This window comes from Pseudoxanthomonas composti (genome assembly GCF_004122095.1).
Classification (GTDB): domain Bacteria; phylum Pseudomonadota; class Gammaproteobacteria; order Xanthomonadales; family Xanthomonadaceae; genus Pseudoxanthomonas_A; species Pseudoxanthomonas_A composti.
On the sequence record NZ_SAWZ01000001.1, the window covers coordinates 261,000 to 283,759 of the forward strand.

Annotated in this window: 18 protein-coding genes and 2 pseudogenes; 4 read left to right on the forward strand and 16 right to left on the reverse strand. The window is 67.4% G+C overall.

Annotated features, from left to right (window positions below; translation table 11 throughout):
* Positions 1 to 305: 305 nt before the first annotated feature.
* The 4 genes from EPA99_RS01020 to EPA99_RS01040 all read right to left on the reverse strand — a co-directional run bounded on the left by EPA99_RS01020 (position 306) and on the right by EPA99_RS01040 (position 4,537).
* On the reverse strand, positions 306 to 935 hold the full coding sequence (locus tag EPA99_RS01020) for a rhomboid family intramembrane serine protease (protein ID WP_129469333.1): 630 nt from the start codon (positions 933 to 935) through the stop codon (positions 306 to 308).
* Positions 936 to 996: 61 nt separating this feature from the next.
* On the reverse strand, positions 997 to 1,347 hold the full coding sequence (locus tag EPA99_RS01025) for an MGMT family protein (protein ID WP_129469334.1): 351 nt from the start codon (positions 1,345 to 1,347) through the stop codon (positions 997 to 999).
* Positions 1,348 to 2,643: 1,296 nt separating this feature from the next.
* Complete coding sequence (locus EPA99_RS01035; protein WP_129469336.1) at positions 2,644 to 3,768, reverse strand: inorganic phosphate transporter; 1,125 nt, start codon at positions 3,766 to 3,768, stop codon at positions 2,644 to 2,646.
* Positions 3,769 to 3,910: 142 nt separating this feature from the next.
* The gene (locus EPA99_RS01040; RefSeq protein WP_129469337.1) at positions 3,911 to 4,537 is read right to left on the reverse strand and encodes a DUF47 domain-containing protein; all 627 of its coding nucleotides are present in this window, start codon (positions 4,535 to 4,537) and stop codon (positions 3,911 to 3,913) included.
* Positions 4,538 to 4,841: 304 nt separating this feature from the next.
* Between EPA99_RS01040 and EPA99_RS01045 the strand changes: the two genes are divergently transcribed.
* Together EPA99_RS01045 and EPA99_RS01050 are read left to right on the forward strand one after the other, a co-directional pair.
* Positions 4,842 to 6,158, forward strand: coding sequence for a hemolysin family protein (locus tag EPA99_RS01045; RefSeq protein ID WP_129469338.1), 1,317 nt, complete (start codon positions 4,842 to 4,844; stop codon positions 6,156 to 6,158).
* Positions 6,142 to 6,789 carry an exopolysaccharide biosynthesis protein gene (locus tag EPA99_RS01050; RefSeq protein ID WP_129469339.1) on the forward strand — a complete coding sequence of 216 codons (648 nt, stop codon included), beginning with the start codon at positions 6,142 to 6,144 and terminating at the stop codon, positions 6,787 to 6,789. The genes EPA99_RS01045 and EPA99_RS01050 overlap by 17 nt, the downstream gene beginning before the upstream one ends.
* A gap of 23 nt (positions 6,790 to 6,812) precedes the next feature.
* Here the strand turns inward: EPA99_RS01050 and EPA99_RS19125 are convergent.
* The 4 genes and pseudogenes from EPA99_RS19125 to EPA99_RS01065 form a co-directional block, all read right to left on the reverse strand.
* A pseudogene (locus tag EPA99_RS19125) lies at positions 6,813 to 7,556 on the reverse strand (putative bifunctional diguanylate cyclase/phosphodiesterase); the annotation flags it as partial.
* Positions 7,557 to 7,625: 69 nt separating this feature from the next.
* Positions 7,626 to 8,930, reverse strand: a pseudogene (locus tag EPA99_RS19130) (diguanylate cyclase domain-containing protein); the annotation flags it as partial.
* Positions 8,927 to 9,814: a phosphate/phosphite/phosphonate ABC transporter substrate-binding protein gene (locus EPA99_RS01060; protein ID WP_129469341.1), complete on the reverse strand. Its 888-nt coding sequence runs from the start codon at positions 9,812 to 9,814 to the stop codon at positions 8,927 to 8,929. The pseudogene EPA99_RS19130 and the gene EPA99_RS01060, both read right to left, overlap by 4 nt.
* A gap of 104 nt (positions 9,815 to 9,918) precedes the next feature.
* Positions 9,919 to 10,716 (reverse strand): RNA methyltransferase, encoded by a 798-nt coding sequence (locus EPA99_RS01065; protein WP_241688211.1) that lies wholly within the window; start codon positions 10,714 to 10,716, stop codon positions 9,919 to 9,921.
* Positions 10,717 to 10,813: 97 nt separating this feature from the next.
* On the opposite strand from EPA99_RS01065, the gene EPA99_RS01070 reads away from it, so the two are divergent.
* The gene (locus EPA99_RS01070) at positions 10,814 to 11,638 is read left to right on the forward strand and encodes an inositol monophosphatase family protein (protein ID WP_129469343.1); all 825 of its coding nucleotides are present in this window, start codon (positions 10,814 to 10,816) and stop codon (positions 11,636 to 11,638) included.
* A gap of 847 nt (positions 11,639 to 12,485) precedes the next feature.
* On the opposite strand, the gene secF is transcribed toward EPA99_RS01070, so the two are convergent.
* From secF to EPA99_RS01110, 8 genes are all read right to left on the reverse strand, one after another.
* A complete protein-coding gene (secF, locus tag EPA99_RS01075; RefSeq protein ID WP_129469344.1) occupies positions 12,486 to 13,454 on the reverse strand; it encodes a protein translocase subunit SecF in 969 nt (322 codons plus the stop codon).
* Positions 13,455 to 13,519: 65 nt separating this feature from the next.
* A complete protein-coding gene (gene secD / locus EPA99_RS01080; RefSeq protein ID WP_129469345.1) occupies positions 13,520 to 15,385 on the reverse strand; it encodes a protein translocase subunit SecD in 1,866 nt (621 codons plus the stop codon).
* Between the two features lie 94 nt (positions 15,386 to 15,479).
* Entirely contained in the window at positions 15,480 to 15,824 is a 345-nt protein-coding gene (yajC, locus tag EPA99_RS01085) for a preprotein translocase subunit YajC (protein WP_129469346.1), read from the reverse strand.
* Positions 15,825 to 15,959: 135 nt separating this feature from the next.
* Entirely contained in the window at positions 15,960 to 17,087 is a 1,128-nt protein-coding gene (tgt, locus tag EPA99_RS01090) for a tRNA guanosine(34) transglycosylase Tgt (RefSeq protein ID WP_129469347.1), read from the reverse strand.
* Entirely contained in the window at positions 17,084 to 18,130 is a 1,047-nt protein-coding gene (gene queA / locus EPA99_RS01095; RefSeq protein WP_129469348.1) for a tRNA preQ1(34) S-adenosylmethionine ribosyltransferase-isomerase QueA, read from the reverse strand. Before queA ends, tgt begins: the two co-directional genes overlap by 4 nt.
* Positions 18,131 to 18,259: 129 nt before the next feature.
* Positions 18,260 to 19,672, reverse strand: a complete 1,413-nt coding sequence (locus EPA99_RS01100; protein ID WP_129469349.1) for an XVIPCD domain-containing protein — start codon at positions 19,670 to 19,672, stop codon at positions 18,260 to 18,262.
* Entirely contained in the window at positions 19,669 to 20,250 is a 582-nt protein-coding gene (locus EPA99_RS01105) for a hypothetical protein (RefSeq protein WP_129469350.1), read from the reverse strand. The genes EPA99_RS01100 and EPA99_RS01105 overlap by 4 nt, the downstream gene beginning before the upstream one ends.
* A gap of 274 nt (positions 20,251 to 20,524) precedes the next feature.
* A complete protein-coding gene (locus tag EPA99_RS01110) occupies positions 20,525 to 20,956 on the reverse strand; it encodes an Lrp/AsnC family transcriptional regulator (protein ID WP_129469351.1) in 432 nt (143 codons plus the stop codon).
* 172 nt (positions 20,957 to 21,128) lie between these two features.
* On the opposite strand from EPA99_RS01110, the gene EPA99_RS01115 reads away from it, so the two are divergent.
* Complete coding sequence (locus EPA99_RS01115; protein WP_129469352.1) at positions 21,129 to 22,628, forward strand: aminotransferase class III-fold pyridoxal phosphate-dependent enzyme; 1,500 nt, start codon at positions 21,129 to 21,131, stop codon at positions 22,626 to 22,628.
* Positions 22,629 to 22,760: the final 132 nt, after the last annotated feature.

Here is a 22,760-nt window from a genome sequence, read left to right on the forward strand (position 1 = left end):
ACGTCGGGTGGACAACGCGAAGCTTGTCCACCGAGGCGCCCGCTGAGCCAAGCCCACGAGAAAGCCGCCACGCGCGGCTCTTTCGTTGGACGGGCTGCCGCGCCACCAGACATCTTCGTTACCCGTCTGGCGGCGATGGTGGATGAAAGAGCGTCATCCACCCTACGTAGGGTGGACAACGCGAAGCTTGTCCACCAAGCCGGCGAAGGAGGCCTGCTCCCCCTTGGCCAGGCAAGATCAGCTCCTTCAACCAACGGGCAGACAAGGAACGCTTCACTGGGCGCACCATCGCCCAGCGCGCCGCATCAACGCACCAGGCGCGGCCCCTTGCGGCGCTTGCCGCCACCACCGAAAGGCGGCTGTCCACGCCAGTAGCGGATCATCAACCAGCCGAACAGCATGCCGCCAAGGTGTGCGAAATGGGCCACGCCCGGCTGGAAACCGCCCAAGCCCATGAACAGCTCGATCGCGCCGTAGACGATCACGAAGGTGCGCGCCTTCATCGGAATCGGCGGGATCAGCAGCATGATCCGCTGGTTGGGAAACAGCATGCCGTAGGCCAGCAGCAGGCCGAAAATGCCGCCGGAGGCCCCGACGGTGGGATACGGCGGGCTGCCCATGCTGGTCATCCACCAGCCCACCAGCAGCTGGATCAGGCCGGCGCCGGCCACGCAGGCCAAAAAGTACTGGCCGAAGCGCTTCTCGCCCCAGGTCAGTTCCAGCGGCGCGCCGAACATGTACAGCGCCAGCAGATTGAACAGCAGGTGGGTGAAGCTGCCATGCAGGAAGCCGTAGGTGAGCAGCTGCCACGGCATGAACCCACTACCCAGCGGCCACAGCGCCAGCCAGCTGTCGATGGGCAGGAACTGCTGCAGCAGGAACATCACCACGCAGCCGATCATCAAGGCCTGCGTGATCGGGGGGATTCGCGACATCATCGGAGGGACACTCGAGGAAAGCTGCGGCCATGATAGCCGCCGCGGCATGACTGCCGGTTCAGTCCCCTTGGCCCCACAGCTGCTCATCCAGGCTGGCCGCGGCGCGCTGCCCGACCACCTTGCCCTTGACCACGCGCACGCCTTCGGCCCGCAGGCGCTGGCTTTGTTCGCGCCAGCCGCGGCTGCCTTCCTCGAAGGCGATGGAACCATCCGAGCGCAGGATGCGATGCCACGGCAGATCCGGCGCCCCGTACTTGCGCAGCACCTGCGCCACCAGCCGCGCCCGCCCGGGCAATCCGGCGCGGCGAGCGATCTCGCCATAGCCGGCGACCTGCCCGGCGGGCACGGCGCGGATCGCCTTGAGGATGGCGGCGGCGCGGGCTTCGGGGGTGGAGAGGTCGGTTGGCATGACGCCGATTCTAGTCTTGCGGCATCCCCGTGTTTGATCGCTCGAGTTGCGTTTCCCGTGAAATGAGATCCGTGTGGGCCACTGCCGACGCTGCCTTCGATCTGTTTGGACACCATCGACGGCTTCGGCGGAAAGCTAGATCAAGGACTTTCGTGCGGCTTCGCCGCCCGACCTACTTTCTTTGCTCGTGCAAAGAAAGGTAGGCAAAGAGGCGCTTTTCAACAGACGCATGTCTGGTCAACACGCCCCTGGCGGTCGGCTTTTCGCTGCGCGAAAAGTCCGCTGCGGCCGCCGGGATTTTTGGAAGGAACATCCATGTCCCTTCTAAAAACGACGCGCATCCTGCGCGTCGCCCTGTCGGGTCTAATCCGTCGGCCTCCGCCCGACCTCAAGGGGAAGTGAGTCAAGAGCAGCAGCAAGAGCAAGAGCAAAAACCACCGCGACCGCGACCGCGACCGCGAAGTCGAAGTCGAAGTCGAAGGCGAAGTCGAAGTCGAAGGCGAAGGCGAAGGCGAAGTCGAAGTCGAAGTCGAAGTCGAAGTCGAAGGCAAGACAAAGTGGGAACGAAGTGGATGCGGAGGTAGGCGTCAGAATTTCAACTTGGCATCCGCATCTGCTTTGACCCTCCTTGGCTCTGGCTGTGGATATCGCTTGGCTTTGGCTTTGGCTTTGGCTTTGGCTTTGGCTTTGGCTTTGGCTTTGGCTTGGGCTGTGGCTGTGGCTGTGGCTGTGGCTGTGGCTGTGGCTGTGGCTGGGGCTTTGGCTGTGGCTCTAGATCTTCCAACCCCGTGAGGCACGGCGGAGGGACGAGGACAAGACCCGCAGGGCGCCGTGCATGGATGCACGGCGTTTTCCGAAGGGACATGGATGTCCCTTTGGAAAATCCCTCGGCCCGCAGCGGACCCGCGAAGCGGGCGTGCCGCCCGGGGCGTGTTGACCAGACATGCGTCTGTTGAAAAGCGCCTCTTTGCTTACCTTTCTTTGCACGAGCAAAGAAAGTAAGTCGGGCGGCGAAGCCGCACGAAAGCCCTTGCTCTCGCTTTGTCTTGCTTTGCCCAGCCTTAACTCTGGCTCTTGACCTCTAAACCTCCGTGAGGCACGGCGGGGGCGGCGGGGGTCAGTGGGAAAGCCCCTTCGCGGCTGAAGCCGCTCCCACAGGAACGATGTGCACGCGGCTCGACTATGGCGAAGAAAGGTTATTCGAGATCCGATGAGGCGAATCACCAGGCATCAAAACGAAAACGGGAAGCCTTGAGGCTTCCCGTTCCAGTCACCGATGGTAAAAGGCGAACAGGCCTACGCCCAACCCACCTGCTGCAATGCCCACAACATGCCATAGGCGATCGCACCGGCCGCCGGGATCGTCAGGATCCACGCCCACACGATGCGCTCGATCACGCTCAGCTTGAGCGCCTTGGGATTCTTGGCATAGCCCACGCCCATGATGGCCGTGGAGATGCTGTGCGTGGTCGACACCGGCATGCCGAAACTGGCTGCCACCGTGAGGATGGTGGCTGAACTGACCTCGGCGGCGAAGCCGTTGATCGGGTGCAACTTCACCATCTTGTGGCCGAGCGTCTTGATGATCTTCCAGCCGCCCGAGGCCGTGCCCAGCGCCATCACCACCGCGCAGGTCAGCACGATCCACAGCGCCACGTCGGTGCCGCCAGCGGCCGGGTCCGGGTGCAGGAAGGACAGCCAGCCCGGCAGGTCGTCGAGCACGCCACCGGCCTGCGCGCCCATCAGTGTCAGCGCGATGATGCCCATGGTCTTCTGCGCGTCGTTGTGGCCGTGGGCATAGCCCATGTACGCGGCCGAGGCGATCTGCGCCTTGCCGAAGAACGCATTGACCCAGCGCGGGCGCGCCATCCGCCGCAGGATGCCGCCGGCGCGGGCCATGCCGGCGATGATCGCCCACAGCAGCAGCATCACCAGCACGCCCAGCACGAAGCCGGCGATCGGCGAACTGATCATGGGCACGAACACCTTCCACAGCAGGCCCTTGTTCTTGACCCAGTGGCCGGCGGTCTCCGACCAGATCAGCGCGTCCCAGTTGTTGTGTGCGGCGGCCAGCGCCGCACCGCACAGGCCGCCGATCAGCGCATGGCTGGAGGAGGACGGCAGGCCCTTCCACCAGGTGATCAGGTTCCACACGATGCCGCCCAGCAGCGCGCACAGGATGACCTGCGAGCTGGCATCGACCACATTGGTGTTGATGATGCCGGTGGCGATGGTCGCGGCCACCGCGGTGCCGGTAAGGGCGCCGATCAGGTTCATCGCCGCGGCCAGGGCTACGGCCCAGCCCGGCGCCAGCACCTTGGTCGCCACCACCGTGGCGATGGAATTGGCGGTGTCGTGGAAGCCGTTGATGAACTCGAAGACGAGCGCGGCCAGGATCACGACAAGCACGAGCGTCAGCATGACGTGCCCCCCGTTGCGTCCACGGCGGCGCTGCGGCGCGCGGCCTTGGCGCGGAAAGGAACATGGCGGGATGCCGAGAACGCGGCCACGCCAAGCCCGTGGTGCGCAAAGCCGGTCAACATGCGGATCGACGGCATGGCGATCAGGAGTTCTTCAACACGATCTGGTAGACCACCGCGCCCGCTTCCTGGCAGCGGTCGATGGCCTTCTCCAAGATCTCGAAGAATTCCTTCAGCAGGAACATCTGCAGGCTGTCCAGGCGGCCAGAGTAGATGTCGCGATACAGCTCCAGCATGAGGCGGTCGGCCTCGTTCTCCAGCGCGCGCAGTTTCTCGTACAGGGCGGTGGTGCGGTCCAGGTTCATCTTGGGCAGCACGTCCACCATCTCCTTCACCACCCCGGCGGCCTGTTCCAGCATGGCCGCGCGCGGGGCGAAATCGATGTGCTCCAGGTGCTTGATCGCCAACGAGTAGCGGTCGGCGAACTTCTCCACCTGCTTGGGGATCTTGTGCAGGGCCGAGCCCAGCGCCTCGATGTCCTCGCGCTCGATCGGGGTGATGAAGCTGTCCACCAGTGCCTGGCCGATCTTGTCCGAGGCCTGGCGCTCGCGCTGGCGGGCCAGCTTGAAGGCGTCCAGCGCCGGCTGGCGGTCGGCGCTCTTCATCATCGCGTGCAGCGCCTTGGTGCTGTCGTAGGCGGCGTCGGCGGCCTCGTCGAGCAGGGTGTAGAACTGCTGGCCGGAACCGAAGATGGTCTGCAGAGAAAACATCGGGCAATCCCGCCGTCGCGGAGTGGACGGCTCAGGGGGCGAATTATGACAGCTCCGCCGCCGCCGTCGCCCCTGGCGGCCCCCCCCACCGCGCCCCGGCCAGGGGGCACCACGCCACGCTCACCGGCTTGCTTGCAATCTTGCAAGCCCCGAAACCGGGCATCGCTCGCTGGCTTTGCTAGACTCCCCCGGCGCCCTCACCGGCGCACCCTATGGACGACGACCCCACGCACCCTCGCCGCCCCGCGACCGCGGCCCCCGCCGGACACGTTCCGCCCTCCCCTTTTGAGCAGGAGGCCGCGACGTGCTGGAGCTGCTGATCGTCTTGTTCCTGATCGTCCTCAACGCCTTCTTCGCCCTGTCGGAGATGGCCCTGATGACCTCGCGCAAGCTGCGCCTGAAGCAGATGGCCGCCGACAGCCGCGGTGCCCGCGCGGCGCTGGCGCTGGCCGAGCATCCCGACAACCTGCTGTCCACGGTGCAGATCGGCATCAACCTGATCGGCATCCTGGGCGGCGTGTTCGGCGGCGACGCCATCGGCGCGATCATCGCCGGCTGGCTGTCCGGCTGGGTCCCGGGCATCGACCAGTACGCCGGCAAGATCGGCGTGGCCACCGCGGTGACGCTGATCACCGCCGGCTATGTGATCTTCGGCGAGCTGATCCCCAAGCGCCTGGCCTTGACCAACCCGGAGAAGATCGCCGCGGTAGTCGCCATCCCGCTGACCTGGCTGCTGCGCATGGCGCGCCCGGTGGTGTTCCTCCTGGGCGCCATCAACCGCGGCGTCCTGCGGCTGATGGGCATCAAGGACGACGCCCGCCACGCGGTCACCGAAGAGGAGATCCGCCTGCTGGTCAGCGAGAGCCACGAGCAGGGCGTGATCGACGACGACGAGCGCAACATGGTCAACCGCGTGCTGCGCCTGGGCGACCGTACCGCCGACAGCCTGATGACCCCGCGCAAGCGCATCATCTGGCTGGATGTGGCCGCGCCCTACGCCGACAACCTCCAGACCATGCGCCAGTCGCGCTACTCGCGCTTCCCGGTCTACAGGAACAACGACCAGGAGGTGGTCGGCATCCTGGAGGTGAAGTCCCTGCTGGACCGTATCGCCGATCACTCGCCGGAGCTGTTCACCGAGCTGCGCGAGCCGCTGTTCGTGTCCGAGTCCACCCATGCGATGAAGCTGCTGGAGATCCTGCGCGAAGAGCAGCAGTCGCTGGCCCTGGTGGTGGACGAGTACGGCGAGATCCAGGGCATGGTGACGCTGAGCGACCTGATGAACGCGGTGGTCGGCCGCTACCACCAGGCCGCGGACAACCCGGACCCGAGCGCGCTGGTGGTGACCCGCGAGGACGGCTCGATGCTGATCGACGGCTCGCTGTCCAATGACGACCTGCGCGAACTGATGGGGGGCGTGGCGCTGCCACGCGAGGAGGACGGCGACTACCACACCGTGGCCGGCATGGTGATTGAGCACTTCGGCCGCATCCCGCACACCGGCGAGCATTTCGACTGGGCCGGCTGGCGCATCGAGGTGGTCGATCTGGACGGGGCCCGCGTGGACAAGCTGCTGCTCAGCCGCCTGCCCGAGGACGAGGAAGATGACACCGTCGGATGAGCCGCAGCGCCCCGGTGCCGCGACCCATGCGGCCGGCACCCGCGATGTGCTGGACCAGCTGGCGGCCGGGGATCCGGAAGCGCGCATCCCCTTGGGCGAGGTCATGGCCGACCTGCAGCAGAGCGCCTTCGGCATGCTGCTGTTCATCGCCGTGCTGCCCTCGTTCCTGCCGGTGCCGGGCCTGGCCGGCGGCATCAGCGGCCCGCTGGTGATGCTGGTCGGCGCGCAGCTGCTGATCGGTCTGCGCAAGCCATGGATCCCTCGCTTCATGGCCGTGCGCGGGCCGCACCGCAGCTCCATCGTGCGCTTCCGCGACCTGATGGCCCGCCCGCTGGGCTGGCTGGAAAAAGCCGTGCGCCCGCGCCTGCAGTCCACGCTGGACAGCCGCATGCTCGGCGCGGTCACCGGCGCGCTGCTGATCGGCCTGGGCCTGCTGCTGGCGCTGCCCATCCCGTTCACCAATTACCTGTTCGGCGTCTTGCTGCTGTTGTTCGTGTTCGCGCTGCTGGAGCGCGACGGCCTGCTGATGCTGGTGGCCTGGCTGGTGGGTGCGATCGCGGTGGTGGTGTTCGGGTTCCTGTCCGGGAACCTGGTGCAGATGACGATGGACCTGTTCCAGCGCTGGAGCTGAGCGGCTGGCGCAGGCCGCTGGCCTTAGCGCAGCAGCTGGTCGAACTCGGCCGAGGTCATCGGATAACCGAACCAGTAGCCCTGGGCCAGGTCGCAGCCGCGCTCGTGCAGCAGGTCGGCCTGGGCCTCCTTCTCCACGCCTTCGGCCACCACCGTGATCCCCAGCGAGTGGGCCATGGCGATGATGGCCGTGGTCAGGGCCAGGTCGTCGGGGTCGCGCTGCAGGTCGGCGATGAAGCTGCGGTCGATCTTGACCCCGTCCACCGGCACGCGCCGCAAGTGGCTCAGCCCGGAAAAGCCGGTGCCGAAATCGTCCAGCCACACCCGCACTCCGGCGCGATGCAGCTTGGACAGCAGCGCGCTGGCGTGCGCCTCGTCACTGATGACCGCCGTCTCGGTCAGCTCCAGGTGCAGGCGCGAGGCCGGCAGGCCCGCGTCGCGCAGGCAGCCGGCGACCAGCTCGGGCAGGTCGCCGCTGTGCAGCTGGCGCGCGGACACGTTCACCGACACGAACGGCAAATCCGACGGCGCCAGCCCCGCCCCCCAGCGCGCCGCTGCCGCACAGGCCGTGCGCAGGACCTGGGGCCCGATGATCTCGATCAGCCCGCTGTGCTCGGCCACATCGATGAACACCGAAGGCGGCACCGACCCCAGCTGCGGGTGCTGCCAGCGCAGCAGCGCCTCGGCCCCGACCACCTTGCGGTCGGACAGGCGGTGGATCGGCTGGTACAGCAGGCTCAGCTCGCCGCGCTCCCAGGCGCCGCGCAGCTCTTGCTCCATGCGCACGCGCCGCTCCACCGCCTGGTCCATCGCCCGGCTGTAGAAGCGGTAGCAGTTCTTGCCGGCCATCTTGGCCTGGTACATGGCCACATCGCCGTTCTTCATCAGCGCCGTGGCCCCGGAGGCATCCTCAGGGAACAGGGTGATGCCGATCGAAGTGCCCAGGAACACCTGCCGCCCCTGCACCACCAGCGGCTGGCCAAGGTCGCGCGCCAGTTGCTCGGCCAGGGCCGAGGCGACCTCGCGGACCTGCCCGTCCTGCACCAGGATCACGAACTCGTCGCCACCGAAGCGCGCCAGCAGCGCGTCGTCGCCGCCCAGGCGCTCGACCGTGGCGCGGATGCGATGGGCGAACTGCACCAGCACCTCATCGCCAGCCTCGTGGCCCAACGTGTCGTTGACCCGCTTGAAGTCGTCGATATCGGCGAACAGCAACGCCAGCTCGCGCCCGGCGCCACGCAGCAGCATCAGCCGATGGTCCAGGCTCTCGCGGAAGGCCAGCCGGTTGGTCAGGCCGGTCAAGGCGTCGGTGTAGGCCATGCGCCGCACGTCGCGATCGTGCTGGGCGATGCGGGCGTTCATGTCCACGAAGGAGCGCACCAGCTCGCCCATCTCGTCCTGGCGGCGGCTGACCAGGTGGCTGGCGTCGTAGTCGCCGCTGCCGATGGCGCGGGTGGCCTCGGACAGCTGGCGGATCGGGCGGATGACCGTGCGCTGCACATAGGCGGCGATGGCCAGCAGCAGCACCCCCAGCACCACCAGCAGGCCGATCAGCAGCTGGCTCTGCCGCTCGCGCAGCGTCGCCAGGTGCCCACGCAAGGACTGCGCCGCCTTCAGCTGGGTGCCTCGCACCTGCTTGAGGGAGTAACCGATGCGCACCCCACCCAAGGTCTCGCCGCCCACCCGCACCGGCTGGGAGACATCCAGCACCTGGTCGGACCATTGCACCAGCGGGCCGCTGCCGGAGGCGGCACGGGCGGCCAGCGGGTCTTCCATGGGCTGCCCGTAACGGGTGATGTCCAGCGACCCGTCGTGCAGCACGCGCCGGTCACGGTCGAACACCAGCACGTAGGCCACGTCCGGCTGGCGCGCGGTGGCGCTGACGATGTCGCCGATGGCCTGCATGTCGGAGAAGTACATCGGGTTGGCCAGCGCATCGGACAGCTGCTGGGCCATCGCCGTGCCGCGACGCTCCATGCTCTCGCTGGCCATGGACCGCACGGCCTCGCCGCCGAGGCGGTCGATCTCATCCTGCAGCGCGGTCTGCCGCGCCATCAACACCACCACCAGGCCGGCCACCAGGGCCAGGACCAGGGTCATGCCCACCAGGTAGCGGGCCTGCAGCCCGAAGCGCAGCCTCATTCCAGCGCGTCCCGCACCTGGGCTGCCCCGGCGGACAACTGCTCCAAGGCCTGGCGTGTCGGCGCGTCCACCTCCAGGAACCGCGTGGTGCCGAAGAAGCGCCGCAGCGCCTGCTGGCCTTCCGGCTCACGCGATGCTTCCAGCAGGACCTGGCGCAGGCGCGCCTCCACCGGCGCCGGCAGGTCGGCACGCACCATTTCCAGCGCACGCGGGTACTCGGCCGTGCGGTGGATCACCTCGAGCTGGTTGCGAAAGGAGGCCGGCATGCGGCGGTCATCGTTCCAGTCCAGGTCGCTGACCGCGCCGGCATCCACCATGCCCTTGGCGACCCAGGTGGAGATGTTCAGTTCAGAACGCGCGAACAGGTAGCCGACCTTGCCGCGGTTGACCGACTCGCGCGGCGACAACATCAGCTCCGGGCGCAGCCCCGCCTGCAGCAGGGTCATGGCCGGCACCAGATAGGCGCTGGTGGAGGACGTGCTTTGGAATGCGACGCTGCGCCCGACCAGATCGGCCAGCGTGTGGATGCCGCTGCCGCGGCGCACGATGAACAAACTGCGGTAGCGGCTGACGCCGTTGCGCTCGGTCAGCAGCAGCGGCTTGGCCCCGCTGCGTCGCTGTAGCTGCATGCCGGTGCCAGCGGTCTCGGTGACCCAGTCCACCCGGCCGCTGCGCAGGTAGATCGCCATCTGCTGCGGATCGCGCGCCATCAGCACCCGGCCCTCGGTGATGCCGACATCGCGCATGCGCGGCACCACATAGTCCAGCAGGGGGCGCAACTGCTCGTAATGCGCGCGGGGATCGTCGCTGATGCGCCCCAGCACCAGGACATGCCCGCCCTCGGAGACCGGGGCGGGCAAGGCCTTGGAGGTGCTCTGCGCCATGGCCGCCCAGGCAACGAGACAGGACAGCAGCAATCCGAGGCCAACGCAGGCACGATGTCGCACGAAACGGGCTCTCCCGGATGATCCGAGCACGTTAGCCCAATTCATTCCCGCCGGACAACACCGCCCTCAACCGCCAGCCGCGCCATGCGCTGGGCATCGGCGAGGATGCCGCGCAGCAGCCGCACTTCCTGCTCGCTCAGGTCGCTGCGCAGGAACAGGCGCCGCAGCTTGCGCATCGCCGAATCCGGGGTGCGGCCCTTGTGGAAGTCGATCTCGTCCAGGGTCTGCCCCAGCTGGGTGAAAAAGCCCTCCAGCTGCGCGTGGCTGGCCAGGACGGCATCGGCCGCAGGCTCGGCCGCGGCGAACTGCTCCGGCGCGGCCAGCCGCACCTCATAAGCCAGGATCTGCACCGCCGCGGCCAGGTTGAGCGAGCTGTACTCGGGGTTGGCCGGGATATGCACCGCGGCATGGCACAGCTGCAGTTCCTCGTTGGTCAGGCCGGTGCGCTCGCGCCCGAACACGAAGGCCACCACCCCCTCGCTACTGGCCTGCACCGCCCGGGCGGCGGCCTGGCGCGGGGCGTACTCGTCCAGCGCCACCCGCCGCGCACGGGCGGTGCTGCCCAGCACCAGGCGACAGTCGGACACGGCCTCGGCCAGCGTGGCGGTGACGCGCGCCTGGGCCAGCAGGTCATCGGCGCCCGCGGCGCGACGGAAGGCCTCATCGGCCGGGAAGTCCTCCGGCGCCACCAGCACCAGCTCGGACAGGCCCATGGTCTTGAGCGCGCGGGCGGCCGCGCCGATGTTGCCAGGGTGCTGGGTGCCCACCAGGACGAAGCGGATACGGGAGGCGAAGGCGTCGCCGCGCCAGGCAACGGCGGAAAGGTCTGGGTCGTTCATCCGCAGATGGTAAACTGCCCGACCGGCGTCAGTCCGCATGACGCCTGGCGCTCTTTCCCACCGCCCGCTATCGCTGCCTGTCCGAGGTCGTTTCGCCATGCTCAATCCCGTTGTCACCGTCATGACCAAGGCCGCACGCTCCGGAGGTGGGGTTCTGCTGCGCAACATCGCCAAGCTCGGCAGCCTGAACGTGGTCGAGAAGGGTCGCCAGGACTACGCCAGCGAAGTGGACGCCGATGCGGAGAAGGTCATCATCAAGGAGCTGCGCCGCGGCTATCCCGAGTACGGGATCATCGGCGAGGAAGGCGGCTCGCTGGTCGGCAAGAACGCCCGCTTCAATTTCGTGATCGACCCGCTGGACGGCACCAGCAATTACCTGCGCGGCTTTCCGCACTACTGCGTGTCCATCGCCCTGGTGGACAACGGCGAACCCACCGACGCGGTGATCTACGACCCGCTGCGCAACGAGCTGTTCACCGCCAGCCGCGGCGCCGGGGCCCAGCTCAACGAGCGCAAGATCCGCGTCAGCGACCGCAAGGACATCGCCGGCGCGGTCATCGGCACCGGCTTCCCGCCGCGCGAGCGCGCCCGCGCCGGCGCCCAGCTGGACTGCATCCGCGCCCTGCTGGTCCACGCCGAGGACGTGCGCCGCACCGGCTCGGCCGCGCTGGACCTGGCCTATGTGGCCTGCGGCCGCCTGGACGCGTACTTCGAAGCCGGGGTCAAGGCCTGGGACATCGCCGCCGGCGCCCTGCTGGTGCGCGAAGCCGGTGGCCGCATCAGCGACTTCAAGGGCGCCAACACCGCGCGCATGGACGACAAGGGCCCAGACACCCGCCCGCTGCTGGCTGGCAACGTGAAGATCGCCGACTCGCTGCAGAAGGTCATCAGCGCCTCTGGATATGCGGCTGCGTTCAATTGAGGCAGGAGTGAGCGGAGAGGAGTGAGGAGTGAGCGAGGGCGGTGCCAGGGGGCTGATGCCTCACTGCCCTTCCCGGGCTCCACTCAACGCCTGACCTGCCCCGCGCCCTAGCCCACCGCCCGAGCGCGTCCGCAAGGCGGCCGAGCCGCACCGTAGGGTGGATGGCGCTCTTCCATCCACCATCGCCGAAGCGACGACGCCGATGGATTGAGGCATGTCGCTCGCTCCAACGCGCAAAGCCGTTCGTGGGCGGCTTCCCTCGTGATCTGCCGCAACGGATGCCTCGGTGGACAAGCTCCGCGTTGTCCACCCTACGTAGGGTGGATGGCGCTTTTCCATCCACCATCGCCGCGAGGCGGATCACGTGCATGGAGGGAGGCGTGTGACCCATTCCAGCGCAGCAGCCCTCGGTGCGCGACAGCCCTTGGTGAGCGGCATCGCTTGTGATCGCGCCGCAGCGCGCGCCTCGGTGGACAAGCTTCGCGTTGTCCACCCTACGTAGGGTGGATGGCCCCCCCCAACCACCATCGAGAAACGACGACGCCGATGGATTGAGGCGTGTCATTCGCTCCAACGCGCAAAGCCGTTCGGGGGCGCTCCACTCGTAATCTGGCGCAACGGATGCCTCGGAGGACAAGCTCCGCGTTGTCCACCCTACGTAGGGTGGATGGCGCTCTTCCATCCACCATCGCCATGGCACCAATCTGCGTGTCGGCGTGTCTACCCGGCAGACGGACCATCAAAAAAAGCCCGCGCAATGCGCGGGCTTTTTGGTATCGCTCGGCAGAAAGGAGTCCGGCAGGCGTCCCACCCCTCACTCCTCACTCCTCCCCACTCACTCCTCGCCTCAAGGCCTGCGCGCCAGGGCTTCCTCGTCCTTGGCCTTGGGCAACAGGTCCTGCTTGCTGACCTTGAAGGGGCCGATGCTCAGCAGCGGCACGGCCACGATCACCGAGGACACCACCACGATCACCGCACCGACCATGTGCGTCTCGGCCAGGCCTTCCATCGAGCGGCCGCCGTAGATGTACAGCGCCAGCGCCGAGAGGAAGAACATCACCGCGGTGATGATCGTGCGCGACAGGGTCTGGTTGATCGAGCGGTTCAGCACTTCCAGCGGCTCCACCCGCAGCGCGCGGAAGTTCTCGCGGACACGGTCGAACACCACGATGATGTCGTTGATCGCAAAGCCCATCACCGACAGCAGGCCCGCCAACACGGTCAGGTCGAACTCGCGACCCAGCAGCGACATGTAGGCCACGGTCAGGATCAGGTCGAAGAACGCGGTGATCGAGGCCACCACCGCAAACTTCCATTCGAAGCGGAAGGCGATGTAGATCAGGAAGCCGGCCAGCATGAAGATGGTGGCGTACACGCCGTTCATGGCCAGGTCGCGACCGACCTGCGGGCCAATGAATTCACCCGGCTGCACGGTCACCGGATTGGCGTCGCTGGTCACGACCTTGCGCACGTCCTCGGCCACCGTGCGGGCGGCGTTGTCGTCGTTGTTGTGCTCGCCATGCGGCTGCAGGCGGATCATCAGCTCGTTGCTGCCGCCAGCGTTCTGGACCTGCGCGCCCTCATAGCCGGACTGCTCCAGGCGCTCACGCACCTGGTCCAGATCGGCGGGCTTTTCGAAGTGCGCGCGCACCAGCGTGCCGCCGGTGAACTCCAGCGCGTAGTTGAAGCCCTTGAGGCCGATGATGGCGAAGGAGGCGACCAGCAGGACCAGCATCAGCGCCAGCACGGGGTAGCGCGGCCGCATGAAGTCGATCTTGGTGTCGTTGGGGATGATGTGCAGCGGGAACAGCTTCATGGGTTCGATGCTCTTCGTTGAAAAGTCCGCGCACGAAGTGCGCGGGCTCTTGCGAGGGACGCGTGTCAGATCGCCACGGACTGCAGCTTCTTGCGACGCGCGTAGATCAGCGTGGCGATGGCGCGCGAGACGGTGATGGCGGTGAACATCGAGGCGAAGATGCCGATGATCATCGTCAGCGCGAAGCCCTTGAGCGGGCCGGTGCCGAAGGCGTACAGCGCGATGCCCACGATCAGGCCGGTCAGGTTGGCATCGAGAATCGTGCCGCTGGCGCGCTCGTAGCCAGCCGCGATGGCGGTCTTGCCCGGCATGCCGGCGCGCAACTCCTCGCGGATGCGCTCGTTGATCAGCACGTTAGCGTCCACCGACAGGCCCACCGACAGTGCCAGGCCGGCAAAGCCCGGCAGCGTCATGGTGGCGCCGAACAGCGACATCACCGAGACCACGATCAGCAGGTTGAACAGCAGCGCAACCGAGGTGATCGCACCGAACACGCGGTAGTAGATGGTGAAGAACACCAGCGTGAACAGGAACGAGTAGACCACCGCCTTGATGCCGCGCTCGACGTTCTCCGCACCCAGGCTGGGGCCGATGACCGACTCCTCGACGAAGCTCATCGGCGCGGCCAGCGAACCGGCGCGCAGCAGGCGGGCCAGGTTGTCCGCCTCGGTCTTCTCCAGTCCCGTGGTCTGGAACTTCTTGCCGAACACGCCGGCGATGCGGGTCGGCGCAAGCGCTTCTTCCTTCACCTTGACCGAGCGCACTTCCTTCCCATCGACCATGGTCACGGTGGGGATGCGCTCGATGTAGACCACCGACATCAGCTTGCCGACGTTGGCGCTGGTGAAGTCGAACATGCGCTGGCCGGCGGCGCTGTTCAGGGTGATGTCCACGCCCGGCAGGCCGTTCTGGTCCACGCCCACGCTGGCCCCCACCATCTGGTCGCCCGAGGCCAGCACGCGCTTGCTCAGCAGCACCGGCTGCCCGGTGTCGCGCACGGTGTACAGCTTGGCTTCCGGCGGCACGTTGCCGGTGCGCTGGGCATCGAAGGCATCGCCATCGACCACCGAGCGGAACTCCAGCGTGGCGGTGGCGCCGATGATGCGCTTGGCCGCGGCGGTGTCCTGCACGCCGGGCAGCTCGACCACGATGCGGTCCTCGCCCTGGCGCTGGATGATCGGCTCGGCCACGCCCAACTCGTTGACGCGGTTGCGCAGCGTGGTCAGGTTCTGCTCGATGGCCTGGCCGGTCAGCGTGGCCAGCTCGCTCTGCGGCAGCGACACGGTCAGCCGCTCACCGCTGCCACCGAAATCCAGCGGCGCGCTGCCGGCCGAGGCCGGGGCCAGCGCGGAGGCCAGCGCCTGGCGCGCCTTGTCGGCATCGGCCGCATCGGCCAGGGTGATGGTCAGGGTGCCGGCGGCGTTGCGCTGCACCGCCTGGTAGCGCACGCGCGCCTCGCGCAGCGCCACGCGGGCGTCCTCGACGAAGGCGTCCAGGCGCTTTTCCAGCGCGGCCTTCTGGTCCACCTGCAGCAGGAAGTGCACGCCGCCCTGCAGATCCAGGCCCAGCACCATGGGGCGCGCGCCCAGCTTGCTCAGCCAGTCCGGCACGGTCGAGGCCAGGTTGACGGCCACCACGTAGTTCTCGCCGAGCCGCTCACGCAGCACGTCGTTGGCCTTGCTCTGGGCGTCCAGGTTGCCCAGGCGCACCATCAGCGCGTCGCCCTCGACGGCCACCGACTTGGGCGTGATGCCTGCCGTTTTCAGGTCGGCCTGCACCCGATCGACCAGGGCCTGGTCAAGCGCGCCGCCGCGGTTGGCCAGGATCTGCACCGACGGGTCCTGCGGATACAGGTTGGGCAAGGCGTAGATGGTGCTGAAGGCCAGCACCAGCAGGATCAGGACGTACTTCCAGCGAGGAAACTCGAGCATTGAGAAAATTCCAGCAGATCGGGCCGGACGCGAGATGCGTCCGCAGCCCCTTGGCCGGGCCGCATCCCCTGCGGCCGGCCGTCCCGTGCGGCGCTTAGGCCGACTTCAAGGTGCCCTTGGGCAGCACGTTACCGACCGCGCCCTTCTGCACCCGCACCTTCACGCCGTCGGCGATCTCCACGGTCACGAAGTTCTCGCCGATCTCGGCCACCGTACCGGCGATGCCGCCGGAGGTGATGACCTCATCGCCGCGGGCGATCTTGTCCAGCATCGCCTTGTGCTCCTTCTGCCGCTTCATCTGCGGGCGGATCATCATGAAGTACATCACGGCGATCAGCACGACCGGGAAGATCAGCATGGACAGGCCGCCGCCCTGGGCAGGCGCGGCGCCGGCGGCCTGGGCCTGCGCGGTCGGGATCAGGAAATCGAGAAAATTCATTGTCTACAGGTCCATTGGGGCCAAAACAGCCGGAGAGTATGCCATGCCGGCGCACGGGCCGGCGCCCGGCGCCGGTGTGCAGGATCAAGACCGCCACCGTCCCGAAAAGGTTCCCGGCGCCCGCTGCGGGCGCCCTCAGGCGCTGGGCCTGGACCCGCGCGCGGCATGGAAGCTGGCACGGAACTCGGAAAAGCGCCCCTCCTCGATGGCCTGGCGGATCTGCGCCATGAGCGATTGGTAATACCAAAGGTTATGCAGGGTGCCGAGCATCGGTCCCAGCATCTCGTTGCAGCGGTCCAGGTGGCGCAGGTAGCTGCGGGTGAAGCCGTTGCGGCAGGCATAGCAGCCGCAGCCCGGTTCGATCACCTCCAGGTCGCGCTCGTACCTGGCATTGCGGATGCGCACGGTGCCGAAGCTGGTGAAGTAGTGGCCGTTGCGGGCGTTGCGGGTGGGCATGACGCAGTCGAACATGTCCACCCCGCGCGCCACCGCCTCCACCAGGTCCTCGGGCCGGCCCACGCCCATCAGGTAACGCGGCCGGTCGGCCGGCAGCTGCGGATGCAGGTGCTCAAGCATCGCATTGCGCTCATGCTCGGGCTCGCCCACCGCCAGGCCACCGATGGCGTAGCCGTCGAAACCCAGCGCCTGCAGGCCGTCGGCCGAGCGGCTGCGCAGATCGTGGTGCACCCCGCCCTGCACGATGCCGAACAGCGCCGCGTCGTTGCCCAGCGCCTGGTGCGCCTCCAGCGAGCGCTTGGCCCAGCGCAGGCTCAGCTCCATCGAGGCGCGCGCCACCCCCTCGGTGGCCGGGTACGGGGTGCATTCGTCGAAGATCATCACGATGTCCGAGTCGAGCACGTGCTGGATCTTCATGCTCTCCTCCGGCCCCAGGAACACCCGGGCGCCATCGGTCGGCGAGGCGAAAGTGACGCCTTGTTCGCTGATCTTGCGGCGATGAGCCAGCGAAAAGACCTGGAACCCACCGGAATCGGTCAGGATCGGCCGGTTCCAGCGCGCAAAACCATGCAGCCCACCGTGGGCCTGGATCACCTCCAGCCCGGGCCGCAGGTACAGGTGGAAGGTATTGCCCAGGATGATCTCCGCGCCCAGTTCCTCGATGTGCTCGGGCAGGATGCCCTTGACCGACCCGTAGGTGCCCACCGGCATGAAGGCCGGGGTCTGGATGCTGCCGCGGGGGAAGGTCAGCTGGCCGCGGCGGGCGTGGCCGTCGGTACGATGCAGGGCGAAGGACATCCGGCTCATGCCGCCCCCTCCCCGTTCGCCTGCGGGAACAGCAGCATCGCATCGCCGTAGGAGAAGAACCGGTAGCCGGCGCGCACGGCGTGGGCATACGCATCCAGGATGCGCTGCTTGCCGGCGAAGGCGGACACCAGCATCAGCAGCGTGCTTTCCGGCAGGTGGAAATTGGTGACCAGGGCGTCGACGCTGCGGATGCGGTAGCCGGGGAAGATGAAGATGCGGGTTTCGCCGGCGAAGGGCTGCAGCTCGCCATCGCGCATGGCGCTCTCCAGCGCGCGCACGACCGTGGTGCCCACGGCGATCACGCGGCCACCGGCGGCGCGGGTGCGGCGGATCTTCTGGATCAGCTCGGCGCCGACATTGAGCCATTCGCTGTGCATGCGGTGCTGGTGCACATCGTCCACACGCATGGCCTGGAACGTCCCGGCACCCACGTGCAGGGTGATGTGCCCGAACTGCACGCCCTGCGCCTGCAACTGGTCCAGCAGGGGCTGGTCGAAATGCAGGCCGGCCGTCGGTGCGGCCACCGCACCCAGCTCACGCGCGAATACGGTCTGGTAGCGCTCCTGGTCGTCCTGGCCAGGCGCGCGGGTGATGTAGGGCGGCAGCGGCATCTGCCCGGCCTTGATCAGCCAGCTGTCCAGGGCATCGTCGACATCGAAGCGCAGCTCGTAGAACTCCCCTTCCCGCCCCAGCACCTGGCAACTGCCGCCGGCATCCAGGTCGATCCGGCCACCCGGCTTGGGCGACTTGCTGGCGCCGATCTGCGCATGGGCGTGATTGTCCGGCAGCAGGCGCTCGATCAGGATCTCCACGCGCCCGCCGGTCTCCTTCTGCCCGAACAGGCGCGCCGGGATGACCCGGGTATCGTTGAACACCAGCAGGTCGCCGGCCCGCAGTTGGCCCGGCAGGTCGCGCACATGCAGGTCGGCCAGCGGCGCATCGCCGGACGGGACCACCAGCAGGCGACTGGCCGATCGCTCGGGCAAGGGCGCCTGGGCGATCAGCTCGGGCGGCAGGTCGTAGTGGAAATCGGACTTCTTCAACGCGGCAGATCGTGTGGGGTCGGCGCACTAGTGTAGCGGGCCGCCGCCTGCCAGCCTCCCCGGCGGCTTGTCATCCCCCGCCCGTCGCGAGGTGGCCGGACCTCGGCCACGCCGCGACGGGCCAACGATTCAGTGGCGCATGCGCATCTGCGCCTCGAGCGCGGGGTTGCCCAGCGCCTGTGCCTGCCATTCGACCCGTTCCTTCCCTTGACGCTCGGCGGCGGCCTGCCACTGCGCGGTGCTGGCCTCCACCGGCTGCTGCAGCGCCTTGGTCACTTCCACGTGCGCGCGCTCGCGCGCGGCGAGCGGGGCGTCGGAGCCATCGACCACGAAGGCGCGGGTGCCGTCCTGGTTCATGGACACCCCACCTACCGAGGGCATGCGCGCACTGGCCGCGGTCAGGGCCGCGGCCAGGCGCTCGCTTGCGGCATCGGGGGTGCGCCCCCTGGCCTGATCGAGCTCGCTGACGCCGGCATGGATCTGCAGATAGCGCTCATGCGCCGGATGGCCGGGCTGGCGCATGTCCGGCGCCGCTTGCGGACCTGACGCGCCGCGCCCGCGCTCGCCCCGCGCAGGCTCACCCGCCGGCAGCGGCGGCTGCAGTCGCTCGCGGATGTGCTCATAGGCATTGCGCGGAACGAGGAATGGGCCGTCTTTGACGATGCCGAAGGCATCGCCAGCCAGCGTCGCCCCGGCACGCAGCTCGCCAACATCCTCGCGATAGCGGCCGATCATCCGCGCGTTCTCGCTCGCGCGCGTGCGCATGGCCGGGTCGCCCAGCGCCGAAACATCGCGCTTGTAGTCGCCGTCGACGTTGAGGAAGTTGTGCATCATGTGGGAAGTGTTGACCGACGCCGCCAATGGATGATCCGGCGTCACCAGGTCCACGGCCCAGTTGTTGTGATACCCGCTGGCCTGCAGCTGGCCGATCTCCCGGGCGCTGGCGTAGATGCGCACCTGGCCATAGTGCGGGCTGGCCGCGCTTACCACATCGGCCGCCATGACGTGATTGATCATGCGGGGCGTGGCCTGCTCGGGAATGCGGTGGTCAAGGCTTGCCGCGCCATAGGGGTTGAACGCCTCCCCGCGCAGGTCGAAGTGATGCGCGGTGATCTGCGCCAGCGTGCCGCCGAGGGAATGGCCGGTGACGGTGACTTCGGGCGCGGGGACATTTCTCTGATGCGCGTAGTCCTTCGCGCGCGCCTGAGCTTCTCGTGTCAACGCGATCGCATCGGCGGCCTGCTGATTGACACGGCTGAAGACCATGCCTCCATCGGTCAGCACGCCATCTTTCCATGCCTCTCGACCGAACTCGGTTCCACGATGCGCAACCACGATCTCACCCGTTTCCTCGCGCTGGAAAATCGTGCCCTGGTAACCCGATGGCTTGTCCGCGTGGGCAAGAATCCGGTAGCTCGCCCCGTCTTCCATGCGGACGACCTTGCCGACCAGCGCCCGCAGGTCGACATGCTCATTGCCCTTCTGGTCGCGCCCGTAACTGAAGTCCGCCAGGTCGGCGTATTGCTGGCTGCTGATGGTCACGGCGTCGCCTCCTTCTCAGAAGCGAATGTCACCGTAAACAGGTCCGTGTCCTTGATCGATGGACCAAACTTGGACCGATCACTCTCTCCCGTATCGATCGGCTCGTACTGACTATCGCGATGCGAGTAAGAAATCTTGTTGAAGAACACTCGCTCGGTGGAAGCCGAGAGCAGCTTGTCATCGGGAATGCTGGGAATGAAGAGCGTTTCCTCATGCGCCCCAGTGGCCTTCATATGCACCCGGAACTGGATCAGCTTCCAGTGGCACACACCGCGGCCGGCATAGTCCTGGTCCAGCATCTGGTCGGCGTAGACCGTGCCGACATATTCGGTCTCGGAGATCTTCTGCAGCGGGATCTCCACGTCATCGGTGGGCACCGGGGCGGTGCGGCCGCCGGGGTTGTCCTTCGGCGGGCTCAGGCACTCCTTGTTGACCACGTCGTACTGCGCCAGCGCCTTCATCCAGGCGAAGGGTCCCGGCGCATCCTTGAGGGTCATGGTGATGCGATAGGCATCCTTCGGCGCGGGGTTGCGCGCGGACGCAGGCGCACCGCCCTGGTCGGCAGTGGATGAGATCACGGCATTCATATCGGTCCTTGAATCCGGAGGGGAGCAGGCAGCCAGGGCGAGCAGCATCGCGGTGGCGGCAAACGAACGGGGCTGATTACGCGTCATGGGGGGTCCTTCCGCGGAGCATCGACAAGCCTTGGACGCATGGTTCCAACCAAGGAACGCCGTGTCAAATCCAGGCGTGGCACGGCATGGCCCTGCGCTGACGCGATCCACCCAGGCGCCAGGACCTGAGGGGCTTAGCGCGACGTCGCATGTAACCCCTAGCGGACACACCGCGCGCTCAGCGCTCGAACTTGGTCGACAGAATGATCGAAGACGTCGTGCGCTCCACGCCGTCGATGCTGCCGATGCGGTCGGTCAGCTCGTCCAGCTCGCCGACGGTGGGCGCCATGCCGATGGCGATCAGGTCATGCGGGCCGCTGACCGAGTGCAGCGCGCGCACCTGGGCGATGGCACGCAGGGCGTTGGTCACGGCCACCATCTGCTTGGGACGCACGGTGATCAGGATGTGCGCACGGATATGCCCATGCTCGACATCGTCGCGCAGGCGCACGCTGTAGCCTGCAATCACGCCTTGACGCTCCAGTTTCTCCAGCCGGCTTTGCGCGGTAGTGCGCGATACGCCGAGGCGGCGGGCGATCTCGGCCACCGGCGCGCGCGCATCCTCGCGCAGCAGTGCCAGCAGGGCCTGATCTGAGGCGGAGATCGTCATAGTGTCAGTTCTCGCTCGTCGTTTCGACGAAAAAGCCGGTGAATTCGCTCAGATCATACCTGCCAATGCGAGTCACGGGCCGCCAATAATGCAGGGAAGTCTGCGTTTCCCATGCCGTGCGATGCCCGAGCGGGTTCGCGGGCGCCCCGCCCATTCGAACGATGAGGTCTGCATGTCCGTGATCGCTCCCCTTGCCCCGCTGCGCACCCGCGCCGGGACCCGTCTGACCACTGGCCTGGACGATGCCACCCTGGAGCGCCTGGCCGCGGGCCACCCGGACCTGGGCCGCGCGATCGCTGCCGCCGCCGACCGCTTTGCGGGATTGTCGGCCGAATTCGGCGACCTGCTGGACCTTGACGAGGCCGAGCAGATCGCCCACGTGCAGGGCGGCTACGTGAATTTCTACGCCGATGATGCCGTGAACCCTTACGTCGCCCTGGCCGCCTGCGGGCCGTGGGTGGTCACGCTGAAGGGCGCGGTGCTGTTCGATGCCGGTGGCTACGGGATGATCGGCTTCGGCCATACCCCGCCGGAGGTGATCGCGGCGATGGCGCAACCGCAGGCCATGGCCAACATCATGACCCCTAGTCTGTCGCAGCTGCGCTTCGATAAGGCCATGCGCGCGGAGATCGGCCACACCCGCAAGGACGGCTGCCCGTTCGCCAGGTTCCTGTGTCTGAACTCGGGTTCGGAATCGGTCGGCCTGGCCACGCGCATCGTCGACATCAACGCCAAGTTGATGACCGACCCTGGTGCCCGCCACGCCGGCCGCACCATCAAGCGCGTGGTGGTCAAGGGCAGCTTCCATGGCCGCACCGACCTGCCGGGCCTGTATTCGGACTCCACCCGCAAGACCTACACCCAGCACCTGGCCAGCTACCGCGGCGAGAACTCGGTGATCGCTGTGCCGCCATACGACGAGGCGGCGCTGCGCAAGGTCTTCGCCGACGCCGATCAGCAGGGCTGGTTTATCGAGGCGGTGTTCCTGGAGCCGGTGATGGGTGAAGGCGACCCCGGTCGCGCACTTCCGGCCGCCTTCTACGCGGTGGCGCGCGAGCTGACCCGCGAGCACGGCAGCCTGCTGCTGGTGGATTCCATCCAGGCCGGGCTGCGGGCGCATGGCGTGCTGTCGGTGGTGGATTACCCGGGCTTCGAAGGACTGGAGGTGCCGGACATGGAAACCTATTCCAAGGCCCTCAACGCCGCGCAGTACCCGCTGTCGGTGCTGGCCGTGACCGAGCGCACCGCGCAGCTGTATCGCAAGGGCGTGTACGGCAACACCATGACCAGCAACCCGCGCGCCCTGGACACGGCCTGCGCGACGCTGGCCCTGCTGACGCCGCAGGTGCGCGAGAACATCCGCAAGCGCGGTGCGCAGGCGGTGGCCAAGCTGGAGAAGCTCAAGGGCGAGCTGGGCGGTCTGATCACCAATGTGCAGGGCACCGGCCTGCTGTTCTCCTGCGAGCTGGCGCCGCAGTTCAAGTGCTACGGCGCCGGCTCCACCGAGGAATGGCTGCGCCAGCGCGGTCTCAACGTGATCCACGGCGGCGCCAACTCGCTGCGCTTCACCCCGCACTTCAACCTGGACGAGGCCGAGCTGGACCTGCTGGTGTCGATGGTGGGCCAGGCCTTGCGCGAAGGTCCGCGCCAGCAGCAGGCCGCAGCCGCCTGACCCACCGCGCCGTCTGCAGCCCAGTGTGAAACGAAGGCCCGCGCGATGCGGGCCTTCGCTTTGAGAGATTTTGAGTAACCCTGAAAGCATCCCATGTCCATGCGGATCTATCAGGGTGAAAATGGATCTTCG